At 39.5% G+C, this 16999-nt stretch carries 17 protein-coding genes; 2 read left to right on the top strand and 15 right to left on the bottom strand.

The genetic code is table 11. The features are described 5' to 3' along the window. Nucleotides 1-16: 16 nt before the first annotated feature. The 7 genes from grpE to gpr all read right to left on the bottom strand — a co-directional run bounded on the left by grpE (nt 17) and on the right by gpr (nt 7995). Nucleotides 17-616, bottom strand: coding sequence for a nucleotide exchange factor GrpE (grpE, locus tag M3600_RS06065; protein WP_396953785.1), 600 nt, complete (start codon nt 614-616; stop codon nt 17-19). A gap of 176 nt (nt 617-792) precedes the next feature. Continuing rightward, complete coding sequence (gene hrcA / locus M3600_RS06060; RefSeq protein ID WP_233313103.1) at nt 793-1821, bottom strand: heat-inducible transcriptional repressor HrcA; 1029 nt, start codon at nt 1819-1821, stop codon at nt 793-795. Nucleotides 1822-1981: 160 nt separating this feature from the next. Continuing rightward, entirely contained in the window at nt 1982-3118 is a 1137-nt protein-coding gene (gene hemW / locus M3600_RS06055; RefSeq protein WP_233313102.1) for a radical SAM family heme chaperone HemW, read from the bottom strand. A gap of 86 nt (nt 3119-3204) precedes the next feature. After that, nucleotides 3205-5046: a translation elongation factor 4 gene (lepA, locus tag M3600_RS06050; protein WP_237941723.1), complete on the bottom strand. Its 1842-nt coding sequence runs from the start codon at nt 5044-5046 to the stop codon at nt 3205-3207. Between the two features lie 141 nt (nt 5047-5187). Further along, complete coding sequence (locus M3600_RS06045) at nt 5188-5544, bottom strand: DUF3679 domain-containing protein (RefSeq protein ID WP_233314700.1); 357 nt, start codon at nt 5542-5544, stop codon at nt 5188-5190. A gap of 35 nt (nt 5545-5579) precedes the next feature. Further along, nucleotides 5580-6761, bottom strand: coding sequence for a stage II sporulation protein P (gene spoIIP, locus M3600_RS06040; RefSeq protein WP_251644921.1), 1182 nt, complete (start codon nt 6759-6761; stop codon nt 5580-5582). Between the two features lie 112 nt (nt 6762-6873). After that, a complete protein-coding gene (gpr, locus tag M3600_RS06035; protein ID WP_233313099.1) occupies nt 6874-7995 on the bottom strand; it encodes a GPR endopeptidase in 1122 nt (373 codons plus the stop codon). 262 nt (nt 7996-8257) lie between these two features. Here gpr and rpsT point away from each other — a divergent pair, with 262 nt between their 5' ends. After that, on the top strand, nt 8258-8524 hold the full coding sequence (gene rpsT, locus M3600_RS06030; protein WP_233313098.1) for a 30S ribosomal protein S20: 267 nt from the start codon (nt 8258-8260) through the stop codon (nt 8522-8524). 96 nt (nt 8525-8620) lie between these two features. Here the strand turns inward: rpsT and holA are convergent, their stop codons facing one another. The 4 genes from holA to M3600_RS06010 all read right to left on the bottom strand — a co-directional run bounded on the left by holA (nt 8621) and on the right by M3600_RS06010 (nt 13698). Continuing rightward, the gene (holA, locus tag M3600_RS06025) at nt 8621-9640 is read right to left on the bottom strand and encodes a DNA polymerase III subunit delta (protein ID WP_282581438.1); all 1020 of its coding nucleotides are present in this window, start codon (nt 9638-9640) and stop codon (nt 8621-8623) included. A gap of 439 nt (nt 9641-10079) precedes the next feature. Next, nucleotides 10080-12404 (bottom strand): DNA internalization-related competence protein ComEC/Rec2, encoded by a 2325-nt coding sequence (locus M3600_RS06020; RefSeq protein ID WP_251644919.1) that lies wholly within the window; start codon nt 12402-12404, stop codon nt 10080-10082. 25 nt (nt 12405-12429) lie between these two features. Continuing rightward, a complete protein-coding gene (locus M3600_RS06015; RefSeq protein ID WP_233313095.1) occupies nt 12430-13017 on the bottom strand; it encodes a ComE operon protein 2 in 588 nt (195 codons plus the stop codon). An 87-nt stretch (nt 13018-13104) separates the two neighbouring features. After that, nucleotides 13105-13698 carry a helix-hairpin-helix domain-containing protein gene (locus M3600_RS06010; RefSeq protein ID WP_251644912.1) on the bottom strand — a complete coding sequence of 198 codons (594 nt, stop codon included), beginning with the start codon at nt 13696-13698 and terminating at the stop codon, nt 13105-13107. A gap of 88 nt (nt 13699-13786) precedes the next feature. Here M3600_RS06010 and comER point away from each other — a divergent pair, with 88 nt between their 5' ends. After that, nucleotides 13787-14620 (top strand): late competence protein ComER, encoded by an 834-nt coding sequence (gene comER / locus M3600_RS06005; protein WP_233313093.1) that lies wholly within the window; start codon nt 13787-13789, stop codon nt 14618-14620. Nucleotides 14621-14765: 145 nt separating this feature from the next. Here comER and M3600_RS06000 read toward each other — a convergent pair whose 3' ends face one another. Genes M3600_RS06000 through M3600_RS05985 form a run of 4 tightly spaced genes read right to left on the bottom strand, consistent with a single transcriptional unit; the run spans nt 14766 to nt 16994 of the window. Continuing rightward, complete coding sequence (locus M3600_RS06000; protein WP_251644905.1) at nt 14766-15509, bottom strand: class I SAM-dependent DNA methyltransferase; 744 nt, start codon at nt 15507-15509, stop codon at nt 14766-14768. Beyond that, nucleotides 15506-15862, bottom strand: a complete 357-nt coding sequence (gene rsfS / locus M3600_RS05995; protein WP_233313091.1) for a ribosome silencing factor — start codon at nt 15860-15862, stop codon at nt 15506-15508. Before rsfS ends, M3600_RS06000 begins: the two co-directional genes overlap by 4 nt. Next, entirely contained in the window at nt 15863-16432 is a 570-nt protein-coding gene (gene yqeK / locus M3600_RS05990) for a bis(5'-nucleosyl)-tetraphosphatase (symmetrical) YqeK (protein WP_233313090.1), read from the bottom strand. It abuts the gene before it with no gap. After that, the gene (locus tag M3600_RS05985; RefSeq protein ID WP_233313089.1) at nt 16422-16994 is read right to left on the bottom strand and encodes a nicotinate-nucleotide adenylyltransferase; all 573 of its coding nucleotides are present in this window, start codon (nt 16992-16994) and stop codon (nt 16422-16424) included. Before M3600_RS05985 ends, yqeK begins: the two co-directional genes overlap by 11 nt. Nucleotides 16995-16999: the final 5 nt, after the last annotated feature.

Raw genomic sequence — 16999 nt, 5'->3', positions numbered from 1 at the left:
TTCATTTATGTAGACCTTACTGGCTAACCTTAACCATGGCTGGTCTGATTACTCTGTCTTTTAATTTGTAGCCTTTTTGGAACTCTTCTACTACAATATTAGGTTCTGTATCTTCCACTTCTACTTGCATTACTGCTTGATGAAGATGAGGATCAAATTCAGTTCCGACAGACTTGATTGTTTCAACACCCTCTTTTTCAAGTGCATCCAACAATCCTCTGTAAACCATTTCCATGCCTGTATATAGGCTTTTCGCTTGTTCTTCTGTTGCTTCTACCTTCAAAGCTCTCTCAAAGTTATCGATAGCTGGTAGCAAATCCAAAACTAGGCTTTGTGCTCTATATGTTTGCGCCGCTTCCATATCAAGCTTCGCTCTGCGGCGGGAATTATCAAAGTCTGCTTGCAGACGCAAATATCGGTTTGTTTCACTCTCTATTTTCGCCTCTAGCTCAGCAATTTTAGCATTTGCTGCTTCGAGATCCTCAGCAAATGAGTTTGTGTTTTGAGCATCAGCAGTTGTTTCATCTTGCTGAACTTCTTCAAAGACCGCTTCCGTATTCTCTTCAGCATTGTCCTCTTGAATCTCTTCATTCATTGTTGTTTTATCTTCTGCCAACTTGTTCACCTCCCTCAAATGAATTAAATCTTTGTAAATAGTCTTCACAGTGAACTATTATACATAATCAACTTATATAAAGCTTCCAATAACTATCATTTTTTTTAAATGGTTTCCCTACTACCGTTTATCACTGATAATAGGGAGTTACTACATATTAACTATATCCTTCGCCGCTAGTTTTGATACAGCTTTGTCAACACTTTTGTGAGATCATGCGCCATCAGATTTAGCAGGCTGACTACCCGTGAATATTCCATTCTCGTTGGTCCCAATATGGCAATGGACCCTAGCTGCTTTTCCCCTAATGCATAAGAAGCGGAAATAACACTGCAATTATCCATTGCGGTAATATTGTTTTCTGTCCCAATCTTAATGTTGATGTCTGTTGTGTTATTACGGATTAAGTCATGGATGCCTTCCTCTTTTTCAATCATATTGAGCAAATCGCGAATTTTGCTGACATCATGAAATTCCGGCTGACTCAGCATATTCGTCTTGCCGCCGAAGAAAAGCTTCTCATGTGTGTCGATTTTAACAGCATCATAGATTGAATTCAAAAACAAATCATAATGGTTAATATGACGTTTTAAGAGTGTGGCAACTTCCTTATATATTTTGTTGTGCAGCTTCTCAAGAGAGACTCCTGCGAGCCTTTCATTAAGAATATTCACAAGCTTTTCAATTTCGTTTGCATCTGTCGATTCCGGCAAATGAAACATTTTATTTTCGACATGCCCAGTATCTGTGATGATAATGGCAATGGCTGTCTGGGCATTTAATGGCACAATCTGAATTCTTTTCAGTTTGTTTTCCTTTACAGCTGGCCCCAGCACTATTGTCGTATAGTTCGTTAACTCTGAGAGTATTTTTGCTGATTTTTGGACGATGTTCTCCAACTCATAAATCTTCTCAGCAAAAACAGAATTCAGTGTTAACACCTCTTCTTTACGAAGCTTTTGCGGCAATAATAAGTGATCGACATAAAATCGATAGCCCTTTTCGCTTGGAATTCGTCCAGATGAAGAATGGGTCTTTTCCAGATATCCCGATTCCTCCAAATCCGCCATTTCATTTCTAATCGTGGCAGAGCTAAAGGATATTTCCGGTTTTTTCGACAAGCTTCTAGAACCAACCGGCTGAGCAGATGCTATAAAATCATCAATAATCACTTGCAATATCAATAATTGACGATCTGTTAACACATTCATCACCTCTGTTAGCACTCATTAGCACCGAGTGCTAATTCTACTTATAAATTATCAAATAAAAGGGGAGTGTGTCAATAATTTGGTTTTTATTTCGCAAAAGAAATTCTTTCCTAATTAAACAGACAACCTCCCCCTATTTTAGGAGGAGGTATTGTTAAAGAATTCCGATGAAAGATTGAAATACTTCATTTCCTAAAAAACGGCCATTATATGTGAGTTTTAAATTCCCATCCTCAATGGAAATTAATCCTCTTTCCAATAATTTCTCCAGTTCAGCAGCAAACAGCGTCTCAATGTCTTGCTTATACTTTTCCTTAAACACAGCGAGACTGACGCCACTGTTTTTTCTCAGCCCTAAAAACAGCTCCTCTTCCATCATTTCTGCTAAAGTAACCTGATGATTGTCGAGAAGAGGCAGACTTCCTGCAGCCAAAGGCTCCATGTATTTTTTTAATGGGCCGAAGTTAGAGCGGCGGTAGCCATTAACGTAACCATGTGCTCCTGCACCAAATCCGTAATATTCTTCATTATTCCAATACGTTATGTTATGGATGCTTTCATAGCCCTCTTTTGCGAAATTACTAATTTCATACTGCTTGTAACCATGCTGTGCCATCTCCTCCATAAGCAGGCGGTACATGCTTGCTTCTGCATCTTCACCAGGTGTAAGCAGTTTGCCCTTGCGGAGAAGATTATAAAATACTGTCTTTGGCTCAATGATCAGCGAATAACCAGAAAAATGCTGGATATCTAAAGTAAAGGCCTGCTTTAAGGTAGCGGCAAAATCGTCTAATGTCTGACCTGGCAGACTGTACATTAAATCGATGCTAATATTGTCAAACCCGATCTTTTTGGCAGCCTCTACCGATGTGAAGACATCTTTAGCTCTGTGCGTTCTGCCTATCCTCTGCAATAGGTCATCATTAAATGATTGCACACCGAAGCTCAAGCGGTTGACTCCACCTTCATACAAGGCTTTCAGTTTATCTGGTGACAAGTCTCCAGGGTTTGCCTCAAATGTATATTCAGCATTTTCTGCTAAGTGCAGATTTTCACTGATAATCGCACATAACCTCTCCAGCTGCTTAGCATTAAGGCTTGTTGGTGTTCCGCCTCCGACAAAAACGGTTTTAAGCGGGGCATTATTTTTACTTGCCGTCAGCTTTATTTCCTGTTCCAGTGCATCCAAATATTCGTCCACAGGCTGGCCTTTTAAAAACACTTTATTAAAATCACAATAATGACATATATGTTCACAAAATGGGATATGGATATATGCTGCTTTAATCAATATGTCACAGTCCTTTCTCTTTGCAAAAAATAAGAAAAGAGGTTAGCACTGCTCTAAAGCTGCAGCCTAACCCCGATTTTAGCTCATTAATTATTTTTCGTCGTGTTATTGTCATCCATGCGCAGTACAGCCATGAACGCCTCTTGCGGTACTTCTACGGAACCGACTTGCTTCATCCGCTTCTTACCTTCTTTTTGCTTTTCAAGCAATTTACGTTTACGGGAAATGTCACCGCCATAACATTTTGCCAATACGTTTTTACGCATAGCTTTAATCGTTGAACGGGCAACAATCTTTTGGCCGACAGCAGCTTGGATAGGCACTTCAAACTGTTGGCGCGGAATAAGTTCCTTCAGCTTTTCAACAATGATTTTTCCTCGTTCATAAGCAAAGTCCTTATGGACAATAAAGCTTAATGCATCGACTTTTTCTGCGTTAAGGAGAATATCCATTTTTACAAGCGTCGACGTTTTGTAGCCGATTAGCTCATAATCAAAGGATGCATAGCCTCTTGTATTTGATTTCAGCTGGTCAAAGAAATCATATACAATTTCAGACAGCGGAATTTCATAAATTATTTTAACGCGCGTCTCGTCCATATATTGCATATCAATGAACACACCGCGTTTTAGCTGGCAAAGCTCCATGATTGCACCGACATATTCGTTTGGCGCCATCATTGTTGCTTTTACATACGGTTCTTCAATATGATCAATTTTTTGCGGATCCGGCATTGCCGATGGGTTATCCACCTTCAATTCCGTTCCGTCTGTCATAATTACATCATAAATAACACTTGGAGCTGTCGTGATTAAATCGATTTTGAACTCTCTTTCAATTCTCTCTTGGATAATTTCCATGTGCAGAAGTCCTAAGAAACCACAGCGGAAACCAAACCCTAACGCCTGCGACGTCTCTGGTTCAAATTGAAGGGCAGAATCGTTCAGCTCTAATTTTTCTAATGCTTCGCGAAGGTCATTAAATTTCGCACTGTCGATTGGATACAATCCGCAATATACCATCGGATTCAGCTTGCGGTATCCAGGCAGCGCTTCTACCGCTCCGTTCTTCGCACTTGTAATTGTGTCCCCGACACGTGTATCGCCAACGTTTTTAATTGCTGCTGTAAGGTATCCAACATCACCAACAGACAGCTGATCTGTATTGACAGCCTTTGGCGTGAAAACACCGACCTCAATTACTTCAAACTCTTTGCCTGTTGCCATCATTTTAATCTTATCCCCAGGTTTAACTGTACCTTCGACTACACGAATATAAGTAACAACACCTCTATAAGCATCATAAAGGCTGTCAAAAATAAGCGCTTTAAGCGGCGCTTCCGGATCTCCTTGAGGAGCAGGAACTTTTTCAACCACTTGTTCAAGGATATCTTCGATTCCAATACCAGCTTTCGCAGAAGCTAGGACTGCTTCAGAAGCGTCTAATCCAATAACATCTTCAATTTCATTGCGGACACGTTCTGGATCTGCACTTGGCAAATCAATTTTGTTAATAACAGGAACGATCTCCAAGTCATTGTCAATTGCTAAATATACATTCGCAAGTGTTTGCGCTTCAATTCCTTGAGCTGCATCGACAACTAGCACAGCTCCTTCACAAGCTGCTAAACTGCGGGATACTTCATAGGTGAAATCGACATGTCCCGGTGTGTCAATCAAGTGCAGTGTATAAATTTCACCGTCTTTTGCTTTATATTTAAGCTGGACAGAATTCAGCTTGATTGTAATTCCGCGCTCTCTTTCTAAATCCATCGAATCAAGGAGCTGGTCCTTCATTTCACGGGCTGTCAGCGCATTTGTCTTTTCTAATATTCTATCTGCTAAGGTAGATTTTCCATGATCAATATGAGCGATGATGGAAAAATTACGGATTTTTGATTGTCTTTTAAGCATTTCTTCTCTGTTCATCTAGTTCACTCCTACAATAATCGCGCATATACACTATTTCTGATTATAGCAGTGTGATGGGTAAGATTCAATGAAATTATCTGCAAGAAAAAGCATTCATAGACACTTTGTCAGCATTCAATGGATTTTTCGCACCTGCTATTATGGCTGTTCACCGCTGTCTTGGCCCTTATTCATAAAACCGCCCACCAAATCAACCCCTTTTTGCGCAAGGGAAGAAACACCGTCAGCGACGCCCTTCCCAATCCCTGAAAGAAGATTAAAGGTTTTCATCTCCTCCATCTGCTCTTTCTTCTTTTGCAGATCATGGCTTGTTACATCCGTCCCTAGTATCGACGCCTCTAACCCGCCCTGCTCATTGCTGATTGATAGTGCACTGTTAAAGTTTTTATCTTCATATCCTTTCAAGCTTAGGATACCCCCATTTGCCTGCTGCATGCCGAATAACACACACGCAAACATTAATAGCGCAATCCCAACTGCCCGCAAAGTAAACATCTTCACGTATTAACACCTCTTTCTAAAACGCAAGTTTAGCCGCCGTTCACACTTTCTGCTTTCCAATAGTACTCACCGAAAGCATCAGCTAACGCCTTCGATGTTCGATTTAATTCTTCAAATGTATTATCAACACCGCCGATTTCGACCAACATGCTGTTCTCTGATAAATCCTGATTAAATTTTCCGTTTGTATAAGCACCTTTTTTTAGAATGACTCCTCGAGACAGAGATTTATATTTTTTCTTTAAAATAGAGTGGAGCTCTTCAGCGAGCTGCTGATTTTTTTCAAAATTATTATTGTTTCCGCCGATGACGAAGGCGATTTTCGCATAATCTTTTCCGTCTATTGTCGTCGTTGTGTTTTTTCGTCTCTGGGAATCACGGTGCACATCTATTAGGTAGCTTAAATCCTTATTGTCAGTCATCGCCGCTGTTACTACTTCTCTTGAACCTTGATAGGATTGAGTATAAGTCCAGCCTTTTTTATCTAGCAGTTTTTGAATATCCTGTTTTTCGACTGTTGTGCCAATCCCCTTCATTTCCAGTTCTTCCTTGATGACATCCCCTAATTTTGTAATGTTAATTTTAGAATGCTGAGCTAAGTTAGGATCTGTGACTCCTTTGAGGTACGGCAAAAATGATTCTCGGTTATGGGAAAAGTATAGATAGACAATTTTCTTGTCGCCAGTTGTAGGAGCGGCCGCAGGTTTTTGTTTCTCTTGCTCTTCCAGTCTTTTAATTTCATCTGTCCGCTGCAATGCCGCTTCTTTTCCAGCCTCAATAAATGGCTGAGGAGGTGCTGATTCTAGAGGCAGGTTCGTATAATTGGTTCCATCCCCAGCTACTAGTATTTCACTGTCATATAAGGAAAAGGCGGGAAGCTCTCTTCCTAATAAACTGCGGGGATCATCCAAATTTATATTTGTTGCTAGTTTTATAAACACTTGGCTGAAGCTTGTATTTTTCTGTTCTTCTGACAGTACGGACAAAAAGTGATGATTTTCTGCACCAAGCAGTGAATAAAAGAAGCTCCCATCTATTTCGCTAGGCGATTTCTCAAGTAAGGTTGAACTCATATTCATTTCCTGCTTTACAGAAGAAATAGCAATTACTGAAATAAAAATTAAAATAAAAAGGATAAATAATACTGGCAGGATGTTCAGCGCATTAGCATTCCATATATAAACTTCTGGTTTTTTTCGTAGTGGTTTCATATTCACCTCTCCTAGCAAGTCTATTAATAACTATGTAAATGCTAGGAGAGATAGAACTAGTAATTTAAATTGGAATGCTAGATTTCTCTATTAAACGAACAAGCTTTCCTTATTAATGTGTATTAAATCCGGCATTATCTTGATTGATTGCACTGTGCAGTGCTGCATTCAGTCCGCTTGCGATGAGATTGGACATGTCTTCAATAAAAACATCGACTTCTTTCGGCGTGACCATCAAATTATGGCCAATTGGCGAAAGAACTTCATGAATAAGGCGGCGCTTCTCCTCTTCCGGCAGTGTGCCGATAATCCCTAAAAATGTTTTCCGATGGTGCTCCTCTGGTAAATCTTCGTCTGTCAGCACTCTTTTCTCCCCAAAGCTCAAACCAGCAGGCGCAAGTGCTCTGGACGGCCTGTCTCCTTCTCTAAGCTCCTTCCCAAAATGCTTCAGGATATAATCTATCGTGTCACTAGTAATGGAAACTGCATCAACTACTGTCGGAACGCCGATTGCTATTACAGGCCTGCCTAATGTATCTTCACTTAGCTCTTTCCGTTTATTTCCTACACCAGATCCAGGATGGATGCCTGTATCAGAAATTTGGATAGTAGAATTCACTCTATCAATACTTCTGGATGCAAGTGCATCTATTACGAGGACAAAGTCAGGATTTGTCTTTTCCACTACTCCTCTAATAATGTCACTTGTTTCAATTCCAGTCAGTCCCATGACTCCAGGAGAAAGTGCACTGACAGGTCTGTAGCCTTCTTCTACATTTTGCGGTTGCAATTCGAATAAATGCCTTGTAACAAGAATGTTTTCGCAAACTTGCGGACCGAGTGCATCAGGGGTCACATTCCAGTTCCCTAAACCAACGACAAGACAGGAGGCATCAGCGGGAATATTGCTAGTAACAAGAAATTGAGAAAACTCTTTAGCAAACACTTTTTCTACTTCTGCTTGAAGCTTGCTATCCTGCTGGCGAATACCTTGAACTTCTAATGTTAAGTATCTGCCTTTTTTCTTTCCAATCAGCTCCTCGCCTTTTTCCGTCACTTCCACATAAGAAACTTTTATCCCTTTTTCTTCTTTTTCTTTAATAATGACACCATCTAGTTGTGATTGATTTGGTTCTGTTTCAATAAGGGATTTCTGTGCTAGCGCCATGTCTGTTGCTTCAATGGCCAAATCTGTTCGGACGGCATACTTGCTTAAATCCAGCTGTTCACTCATACAGTTTCTCCCTTCATAGAAAGTAATATATTCTTATCATGCCCGTGCAGCAGCCAAAAAATTCATGGAGAAACAGACAGAAAAGGGAGGTTTTTTAACAGTTACAACAAAAAAATAGCTGTTAACGGTTCAAATTAAGTGGAGAGTATTGCATTATTAGAAACGGTTTGATAAAATATCATTTGTTCTTTAAGTTTTTTAGGAATGTAAAAATCGAGTTTATATATGATTCTCGATGCTTCTTTTTAGGAGGTGAACGTAAATGCCAAATATTAAATCTGCTATCAAACGCGTAAAAACTAGCAATGCTCGTAACGCTCAAAACACTACAGTGAAATCAGCAATGCGTACTGCTGTTAAAAAAGCTGAGGCTGCTATTGCTTCTGAAGATAAAAATGCTGCGAACGAAAGCTTTGCAGTAGCTGCTAGCAACCTAGACAAGGCTGCTGCTAAAGGTCTTATCCATAAAAATGCTGCTGCTCGTAAAAAATCTCGTCTAGCTAAGAGAAACAACGCGATCAACGCATAATAAGCACAAGCACAAACAAAATTGGCTATCCATTCGGTAGCCTTTTTTATTGCCGCAAATTAAAAACGCTGCCATCAAGGCAGCGTTTTTTTAGGTTTATTTAGCCTGTCCCAATTTAAATAGAATCATCTCAATAATCATTGTTTTATTCGCAGCGCCCGTCTTCATCTGGTAGTCGGCTTCAGCAAACATGCTGATACACCTTGTTAGCTCTTCATCAGTAAAGCGGTTAGCTTGGCCTGCAGCGAGCTTGACACGAAATGGGTGAACTTTTAAAACAGACGCAATTTGCTGTTGTCCGTAACCCGTTTTCGATAGTGCTTTAACTTGATAAATAAGTCGGAATTGGTTTGTGATAATTGCTAGCATTTTTAACGGCTCTTCATTTTGTTTCAATAAATCATAATAAATTCTTAATGCCTCATCAATTCGTTTGTTAATGATTTTTTCCACAAGCGCAAAAATATTTTGTTCCAATGATTTAGAAGCGAGTTCTTCCACTATTTCCTTGGTAATCAATTTAGAATCCTGTACATACAGCGCCATCTTATCTACTTCACTTGTTAAAAGGAACAAATTTGTTCCAGCAATGCTGAGCAAAGCTTCAAGGGCATCATTGTCCAGTTCGACTTTATTGTAGGATGCTCTTTGTTTCATCCAGTTTTTTAATTCCTGTTCATTTAATTTCTTAGCTTCTAAAATTTCTGCGGTTTTTTTTAGTTCTTTCGTAATTTTCTTCCGCTCATCAAGCTTTTCATAACTGCCTGTAAAGACAACAATCGTATAAGGAGAGGGCTCCTTTAAATAAGCTTCAAGTCTCTTTACATCATGTTCCACTTTCGATTTTGTCTTTTCACTTGTTAGAAAAAACGGGTTCTGCAGAATAACAACCTTTCTGTCTCCAAAAAACGGAATTGTTTCCGCATCTTCTATTGCCAGTTCAATACTGACTTCCTCTAAGTCGTATACAGACAGGTTAAAATCTTCTTCATCAGGATTTAAAGCTGTTTGAACCAATAATGTTCTTGTTTCATTTATTAGAAATGATTCCGGCCCATACATTAAATAAACAGGCGCAAATTCTTGCCTTTTAATTTTTTTCCAAATTTCTTGCATCAAAATTCTTCTCTCCGATCATGTCCTTTTACTTGCAAGGACAGCCTGATATTACATATCAAGCATGTTTTTAGCATCTATATTATATCGTAAAGAAGCATTTCTATTTTGACAAGCGTTAAACTAAAAAGCGGACAACTGTTTTTACGAAAAGCTCCAGCCTTCTTTGAAAAACTGGGAAGATGCTTTTCAAAGAAGGCATTCGCTTTTATAACAGCTGCCCGCTTTCAATCTATAATGAACGCAGCATATTAAGGCCTAGGATACTTAACATGCTCCGGTACACTAAGGTTAGTTTTTACACTCACCTATAGCTTTATATATGAAACTCAAATCCAAAACAGGAAAATTTCCGCTTTTGCATGGTAATCGAAATGTAAGTATTGCCCTAGGGATATTCACTATTTATTGCAGCTAATTTCCTCTGTTTTGTTATATGTTATGGCTGTTGCAAAAAAAAGGTGCCTTTTTTTTGAGAAAATTTAAAAGAAATGGTTCCATTCACATCTGTTCTCCACACAGTTATCTTTTTTGCTTGTAAACGTTTAAGCACCCCCTTATCCGGATGGCCGTAACGGTTGTTTTTTCCTGCTGAGATAATGGCAATATCAGGATTCACTTCTTCCAGAAATGCTTCGGTAGTGGAGGTTTTGCTGCCATGATGGGCTACTTTAAGTACATCTGTTTCTAGATTGGATTGTGCGGCAAGGAGCATTTCCTCCCCATTTTCTTCTATATCCCCTGTAAACAGCCATGACAGCCCTCCAATTTGTGCAGAAATGACAATTGATCCATCGTTCTCACCACTGCTGTTCACAGTATTCCTACCTGGTGCAATAATTTGAAAAACGGAATTTCCATTTGTCCAGCCATCTCCCTCTCCTACAAAAAAGACAGGAATATTTTTCTGCCTTGCCAGCTCCCATATTTCCTTTTCCTTATCATTTGGTTGGTTACTAGATTTAGGCATAAGAATCTGTTTAACTGGAATGCTCTTTATTAGCGCAACACTTCCGCCAATATGATCCATATCACCATGGGTAAGAACTAGCTTGTCAATTTTGGTAATTCCTTTGCTTTTTAAGTACGGAACTAGAGTATCTTCACCGACCTCATAACTATTCTCTCTTTCCTGCCATTCTTCTTTTTGATATTCCATTGTACCGCCTGTATCAATTATATATGTCCCCCTATTGAACGGCTCATTAATAAGAATACTATCTCCTTGTCCAACATTAATAAAAGTAACTTCCCCATATTTACTCCAAAATTCTCCTGTGTATTGAAATAAGAGCAAGCAAAAGGGGATTAAAAATGCACGTTTTCTCAAATGGGGCAATGCTTCATAAAGGCAGAAAAACACTGGTATGAAACAAAAATACAGTATCAATTCAAGATTGTTCGGTTTACCGAAAATAATCGTAATATAGGGAATGTCTGCTGTTTTTGTTACAAGCCAGTCTGACAGCTGACATATTTTGTCTATGGGGTAAAGAAAAGCTATGGTGACTTTAGGTAAAAGGAACGATAGAAAAAATACAAGGATGAAGTATGGGAGCAGAATCGAAAAAAGGGGGATATATACAAGGTTTGCAAAGAGTGACAAAGCAGGAAGCTCATAAAAATAACTCAATAGAAAGGGCAGCACAGAAAGCTCGCAAAAATAAGCAGTAAGCAGATATATTTTCACCGGCTGCTTTTCGCCTTTAAGAATAGACGTACTCAGCAATAAAAACAAGCTGACGATAAAGGACAATTGGAAGCCGATATCAGTCACAATTTTCGGAAACAGAAAAAGATAACCGAGGAACGCGATACTCAGCAAATCGATCGAGGAGTAACTCGATAGCCGCCACCTCCTCTGGAGAAGCATTAGGCTGGCAGTAGAGACCGCTCGGATAACAGAAGGACTTAAACCAGTCAAAACCGTATAGGCAGGCAATATAAGCAATATTATCGTGATGCTTCTCTCTTTCGTGATACCAACTCTCAACAGGAAATAATAACCTAATCCAATCAAAAGCAGGACATGAGAACCTGAGATGGCCAGCAAATGTACAATCCCTAATTTTTGATAGGGGTTTTGAATAGCACTTGCTATAAAATCCCTGTCACCAAACAATAAAGCAATGGCAACTGGTGCCGTATTTTCGGAAAAAACGGCTTCAATCCAAGCGATTCCCTGCTCTCGTAATACTTTAATGGCAGACAGCAAATCGAAGCTAAGCTCTTTGCAGGAGGTGATATCCTTCACTTGTAATACCCAATGAATGGACTGCCTTTTTAAATAAAGCTGATAATCAAACATTCCTTCATTGGCAGCTGCTGCCGGCTGCGCTAATTGCCCTGATACCACACATGTATTTCCAAGGAAAGACTGTTCCGTAACATCTAGCTTCTCTTGAAAAGTGTTTAATTGGTAATGAAGCAGCAGCTTCTCATCAGACTGATTGTCTTTTGCAACGGCTGTCCACTTGTCACCATCGATTTTAGTTGTTTCCATTATTGTCAGTGAAAAGTTTGTTTGGGTACTTTTTAAGGAGGAGAAATTATTTTTGACATCTAAATGGGCCCTGTAAAAAAAGATAGCACCTATAAAAACTAGTAATAATAATAAGGGGATTGTCCATTTCTTTACAATAATCAGGAAGAATATGAACACAATTAAAGCAAGAAGGAAGATAAGAGAGGAGAAATTCGCTAAAAGAACAGCCAGAAGTGCGGCTACGGCAAAATAGAGGATATTATTATAAAGAAAATTCATGATTATTTAGGGAGAAACTTCTTCTTTAAACAGAAGAAGTTTCTGTAGGTATGATGGAGAACAGTTCTTCTGCTTGCTTTTCTAATTCCTCGATTCCCTCGCTGTCTTCCCCGCTCTCTTTCAATTGATTCAGCAATTGCTTTACAAGCAGTTTCTTTTCCTTATGCTTCTCATCAAAAATAACCTGCTGTGCTTCTACCTTTTCAACATGCACATTTGCCTGTTGAAACAACTCCAGCGCATATGGATGGTTTTTATAGTCATGAGCATAATAAACAGTCTTTATGCCAGCCTGTACAATTGCCTTACAGCATTGCAGGCACGGAAAATGCGTAACATAAATATCTGCCATGGATGTCGCCACACCGAATTTAGCGCATTGTAATATCGCATTCATTTCTGCGTGAATGGTGCGAACACAATGATGATCAATGACATAACAGCCTTCATCAATACAGTGCACGCCTCCGGCAATGCTGCCATTATAGCCCCCGGCGATAATCCGCTTATCTCTTACAATCGTTGCACCAACAGCAAGCCTTGTGCATGTGCTTCTTAAGGCAAGCAATTCGCTCTGTGCCATAAAATATTCATTCCATGATAATCTATCCATTTAATACATTCACTCCTAGTAAAAGTTTAAAAAGTATCCTTATTAGTTTATATGCAAGAAACCATGGCGTCAATTTCACCTATCATACTAGTTCACTCTTATTAAATCCAATAACTTCTCCAACGTCTTTTCTCCAATGCCGCTTATTTCCTTTAATTCCTCCTTCTCCTTAAAGCCGCCATTTTGCTCTCTGTATTCAATAATGGCTGCAGCCTTTGCTTCTCCGATCCCAGGCAATGTCATTAACTCCATGGCTGACGCCTCATTGATGTTTATCAAGCCGCCTTGCTCGTTTCCCCCACCAGCTGGAGTGTGAAGCTGCTCTTCCCCTTCTGTCGGAACGTAAACGACCATTTCATCTTTCAATCGCTCTGCAAGATTTACAGCATCACTTTCTGCATTCTCCGCGAACCCGTTTGCCCTTGCAATAATATCCATCACCCGTTCCCCAAGTCGCGCTTCATACAGACCTGGGTTATTTACAGCACCCTTTACATCGACAAAAATTTCTGTCTCATCCCCCGATTTCTCCTTATCCTCCACATCTGATACAGGCAACTCCTTTGCTGCTATTCCTAAGTTTTCTGTCTTATTGGCTGAAGTGATAAAGTGAAATACTAGCAGTGCGATAATTGCTGCACTAAGCAGCAGAACAAGTTTATGTTCTGTAATCCATTTCATTTCATTAATCCTCCTTTACAGGTATATTCTATTTGCAACTGTCATATCGTTATATGAGAAACCGCTCATTATAGGGGGGAAATAAACCGTGAAAATAGGAATGATTGGAACAGGTAATATGGGGAAGATTCTTATTGAAGCATTGCTTGACAGTAAGGCTATTTCTCCTGAAGATATGCTGATTCAAAACCGGACACTCGCAAAAGCATTTCAGATCAAAGAGGCATATCCGGCTGTCACAGTTTTAAAAACTGCCAAAAAAATTGCGGAAAGTGCTGATCTTATTTTTTTATGCGTCAAACCGCATGACATCTTTAGTGTAGCAGCAGAAATTACTCCACATATTTCATCCGATAAATGTGTTGTTTCGATTACTAGTCCTATCAACACAGAGCAGCTTGAATATATGCTGCCATGCTCTGTTGCCCGGATTATTCCGAGCATCACCAACAGGGCGCAATGTGGTGTGGCGTTATTTTCATACGGAAGCAAGTGCACACAAGAATGGAAGCAAGGATTAAATACACTGTTTAGTCACTTTTCCACTCCAATTGAGATTGAGGAGAATATTACAAGAGTTGCATCCGATATCGTAAGCTGCGGACCTGCTTTCTTCAGCTACTTGACACAGCGTTTTATAGACGGAGCTGTCGAGGAAACAGATATCGATGCGGAAACTGCCACAAAGCTAGCAAGTGAAATGTTAATTGGACTCGGTCAGCTGTTAAATAAAGGCTATTACACCTTGCCGACACTGCAGGCGAAAGTAAGTGTAAAAGGCGGAGTTACGGGAGAAGGCATCAATGTGTTAGAGAGAGAACTCGGAGATACGTTTAACCAGTTGTTTCAGGCGACACAACATAAGTTCGAAGAGGATTTAAAGATGGTGAAAAATTCGTTATTGATCAATAAACACCGATAGTTTCTTAGTTTGTATTTTCGAGATATAAAAGGATTTTCCTGCTTTTTTTTGTTTTTTTCCAGCCATGGATTTATACTTCATGGCTTCTTCACACTTAGATGTACATAAGAAAACACACCTATTAACTTTTAGGTGTGTTTTCCGCTTACTTCCGGCAATAAAAGAAGATTCTTTCCGCATCTTCCCCTAATTCTCCATCATGGAAATCTGCTGTTACCTTCAAAATAGAAAAGCCGGCATTTATTAGCCAACTGCTATATTGCTCAACAGAATAAGTCCGCTGAAAATGCAGTTCATCATAACGATCATATTTTTGGGAAGCCTCGTCAAGCTGGAAAAAAGATAAATCATGTTCCACACTGTCAGGATACTCCCCTTCATAACACAACCAGATGAGACTGACATCTTCATCATTTAGTGCGTATGTTTGGTTTTTGAACAAATGGTTCATTTTATATAAAGAATGAACATCGAACAAAAATAACCCGCCTTCATCTAAATGCTCATACACCCCTTTAAAGGTGTTTACCACTTGTTCTTCTGTTTGCAAATAGTTCAATGAGTCGCAAAATATACCGATAATATCAAATAAAGGCAGGTCTTCAAGCTCAGACATATCCTGCTCCATAAAAAACACGGAAAGTCCTTGTTCTGCAGCTTTGTTTTGGGCAACACTGAGCATATCAGAAGAGAGATCTGCTCCTGATACCGTAAAGCCCTTTTCCGCCAGCCTGACAGACAGCTCCCCTGTTCCGCACGCTAGGTCCAGAAGCTTGCTGCCTTCAATTTGGTATTCCTCTTTTGCAGCTATCAGAATCTCAACCCACTTATCGTATGGAACGTCATCCATCAACCTGTCATATAGATAAGCGAATTTCTGATAACTCATTGTCCGATCTCGCTTTGAATATTTTCAGCCGGCGCATCGCCCCATAATCTTTCCAAGTTATAATATGTTCTTTCATCACGGTGGAACACATGGACAACAATATCCCCAAGATCTACAAGAATCCATTTTGCTTCTTGGTATCCTTCTAGTCGTTTTACAGGAACACCGATTTCTTCACATTTATCTTTAATTTCGCTGGCAATTGCTTGTACCTGCTTATCGGAATTACCATGGCAAATCACGAAATAATCCGAAACAAGAGAGATACCTTTCATATTTAATGCCACTATATTTTCTGCTCTTTTATCATCTGCTGCTTTAACTGCAGTCAGAAGCAAATTGCGTTCATCCATTTATTCAACCTCCGTTTTCATTACAATACTATTATACATCTCGAATGTCGCAGGAAAAACCGGCTGTCTGCGGCTCATTAAAAATGCTATTGTGTTGGTTACTGATTTCAAAAAAGCCTCATCCAAGCTAATCATCGCTAATTCCCTTACTTCATCCACTCCTGGAAAAACTCTTCCCGGTTCGATATAATCAGCTAAGTAAATGATTTTTTCAAGCTTGTTCATTCCAGGTCTTCCAGAAGTATGGTACTTAATCGCATTAAGCACTGCTTCATCTTTTATGCCCGCTTCCTTTTCCACTAAATAAGCTCCAACAGGTGCATGCCACAGCTCTGAATGGAAGGAAAGCAATCGATTATCCATATTCTGCTCTAAAATGATTTGTTTCATTTCTTCTTTAGGGCGAAATTTCGCATAGTCATGAAAAATAGCGGCTAATTCTGCCTTGGCCGTATCTTCATCATACCGGTTAGCCAGCTCAATCGCTGTTCCCATAACACCCATTGTGTGTACATAACGCTGTTCCGTCAATTGTTCCTTCACTATAAGAAGCGCTTGTTCACGATTCATATAATCTATTCTCCTTAATGTATCGTTCCACTTCATCCTTAACTAGAAACGATATTGTTTCTCCCTGTAAAAGGCGGCCTCTGATTAGTTTAGAGGAAATGTTGACATCCGGTACAGCTACATAAGTGACAGGATAATTTGTATCATTACTGTAATTCGGTCTGTTCACACTTATAAATCTAACCAGTTTAAGCAATTCTTCTATCATATACCATTTTGGCAAATATTCAACCATATCTGCTCCGATAATAAAATGAAAGTCAAAATCCGGATACATCTCTTTTAATATCGTCATCGTATCAAATGTATAGGACTTGCCTTCCCTGTCCATCTCGATCGTCTGGACATGGAAACCTTCCTTGTCTTGAATAGCCAGCTCAAGCATCTTAAGACGGTCTTCATTTGATACGCTCCCTGATTTCAGTTTATGCGGAGGCTCATGATTTGGCATAAACCATATCTCATCTAAACTTTCATGATGCATGACTTCATTTGCAATGATAAGATGACCAATATGGGGAGGATCAAAAGTGCCTCCCAATATTCCAATCTTTTTTTTCAAGATTA

Origin of the sequence: Niallia sp. MER 6 (genome assembly GCF_023714395.1) — a bacterium.
GTDB lineage: Bacteria > Bacillota > Bacilli > Bacillales > Cytobacillaceae > Niallia.
This window is presented reverse-complemented; position numbering and strand designations above follow the sequence as displayed.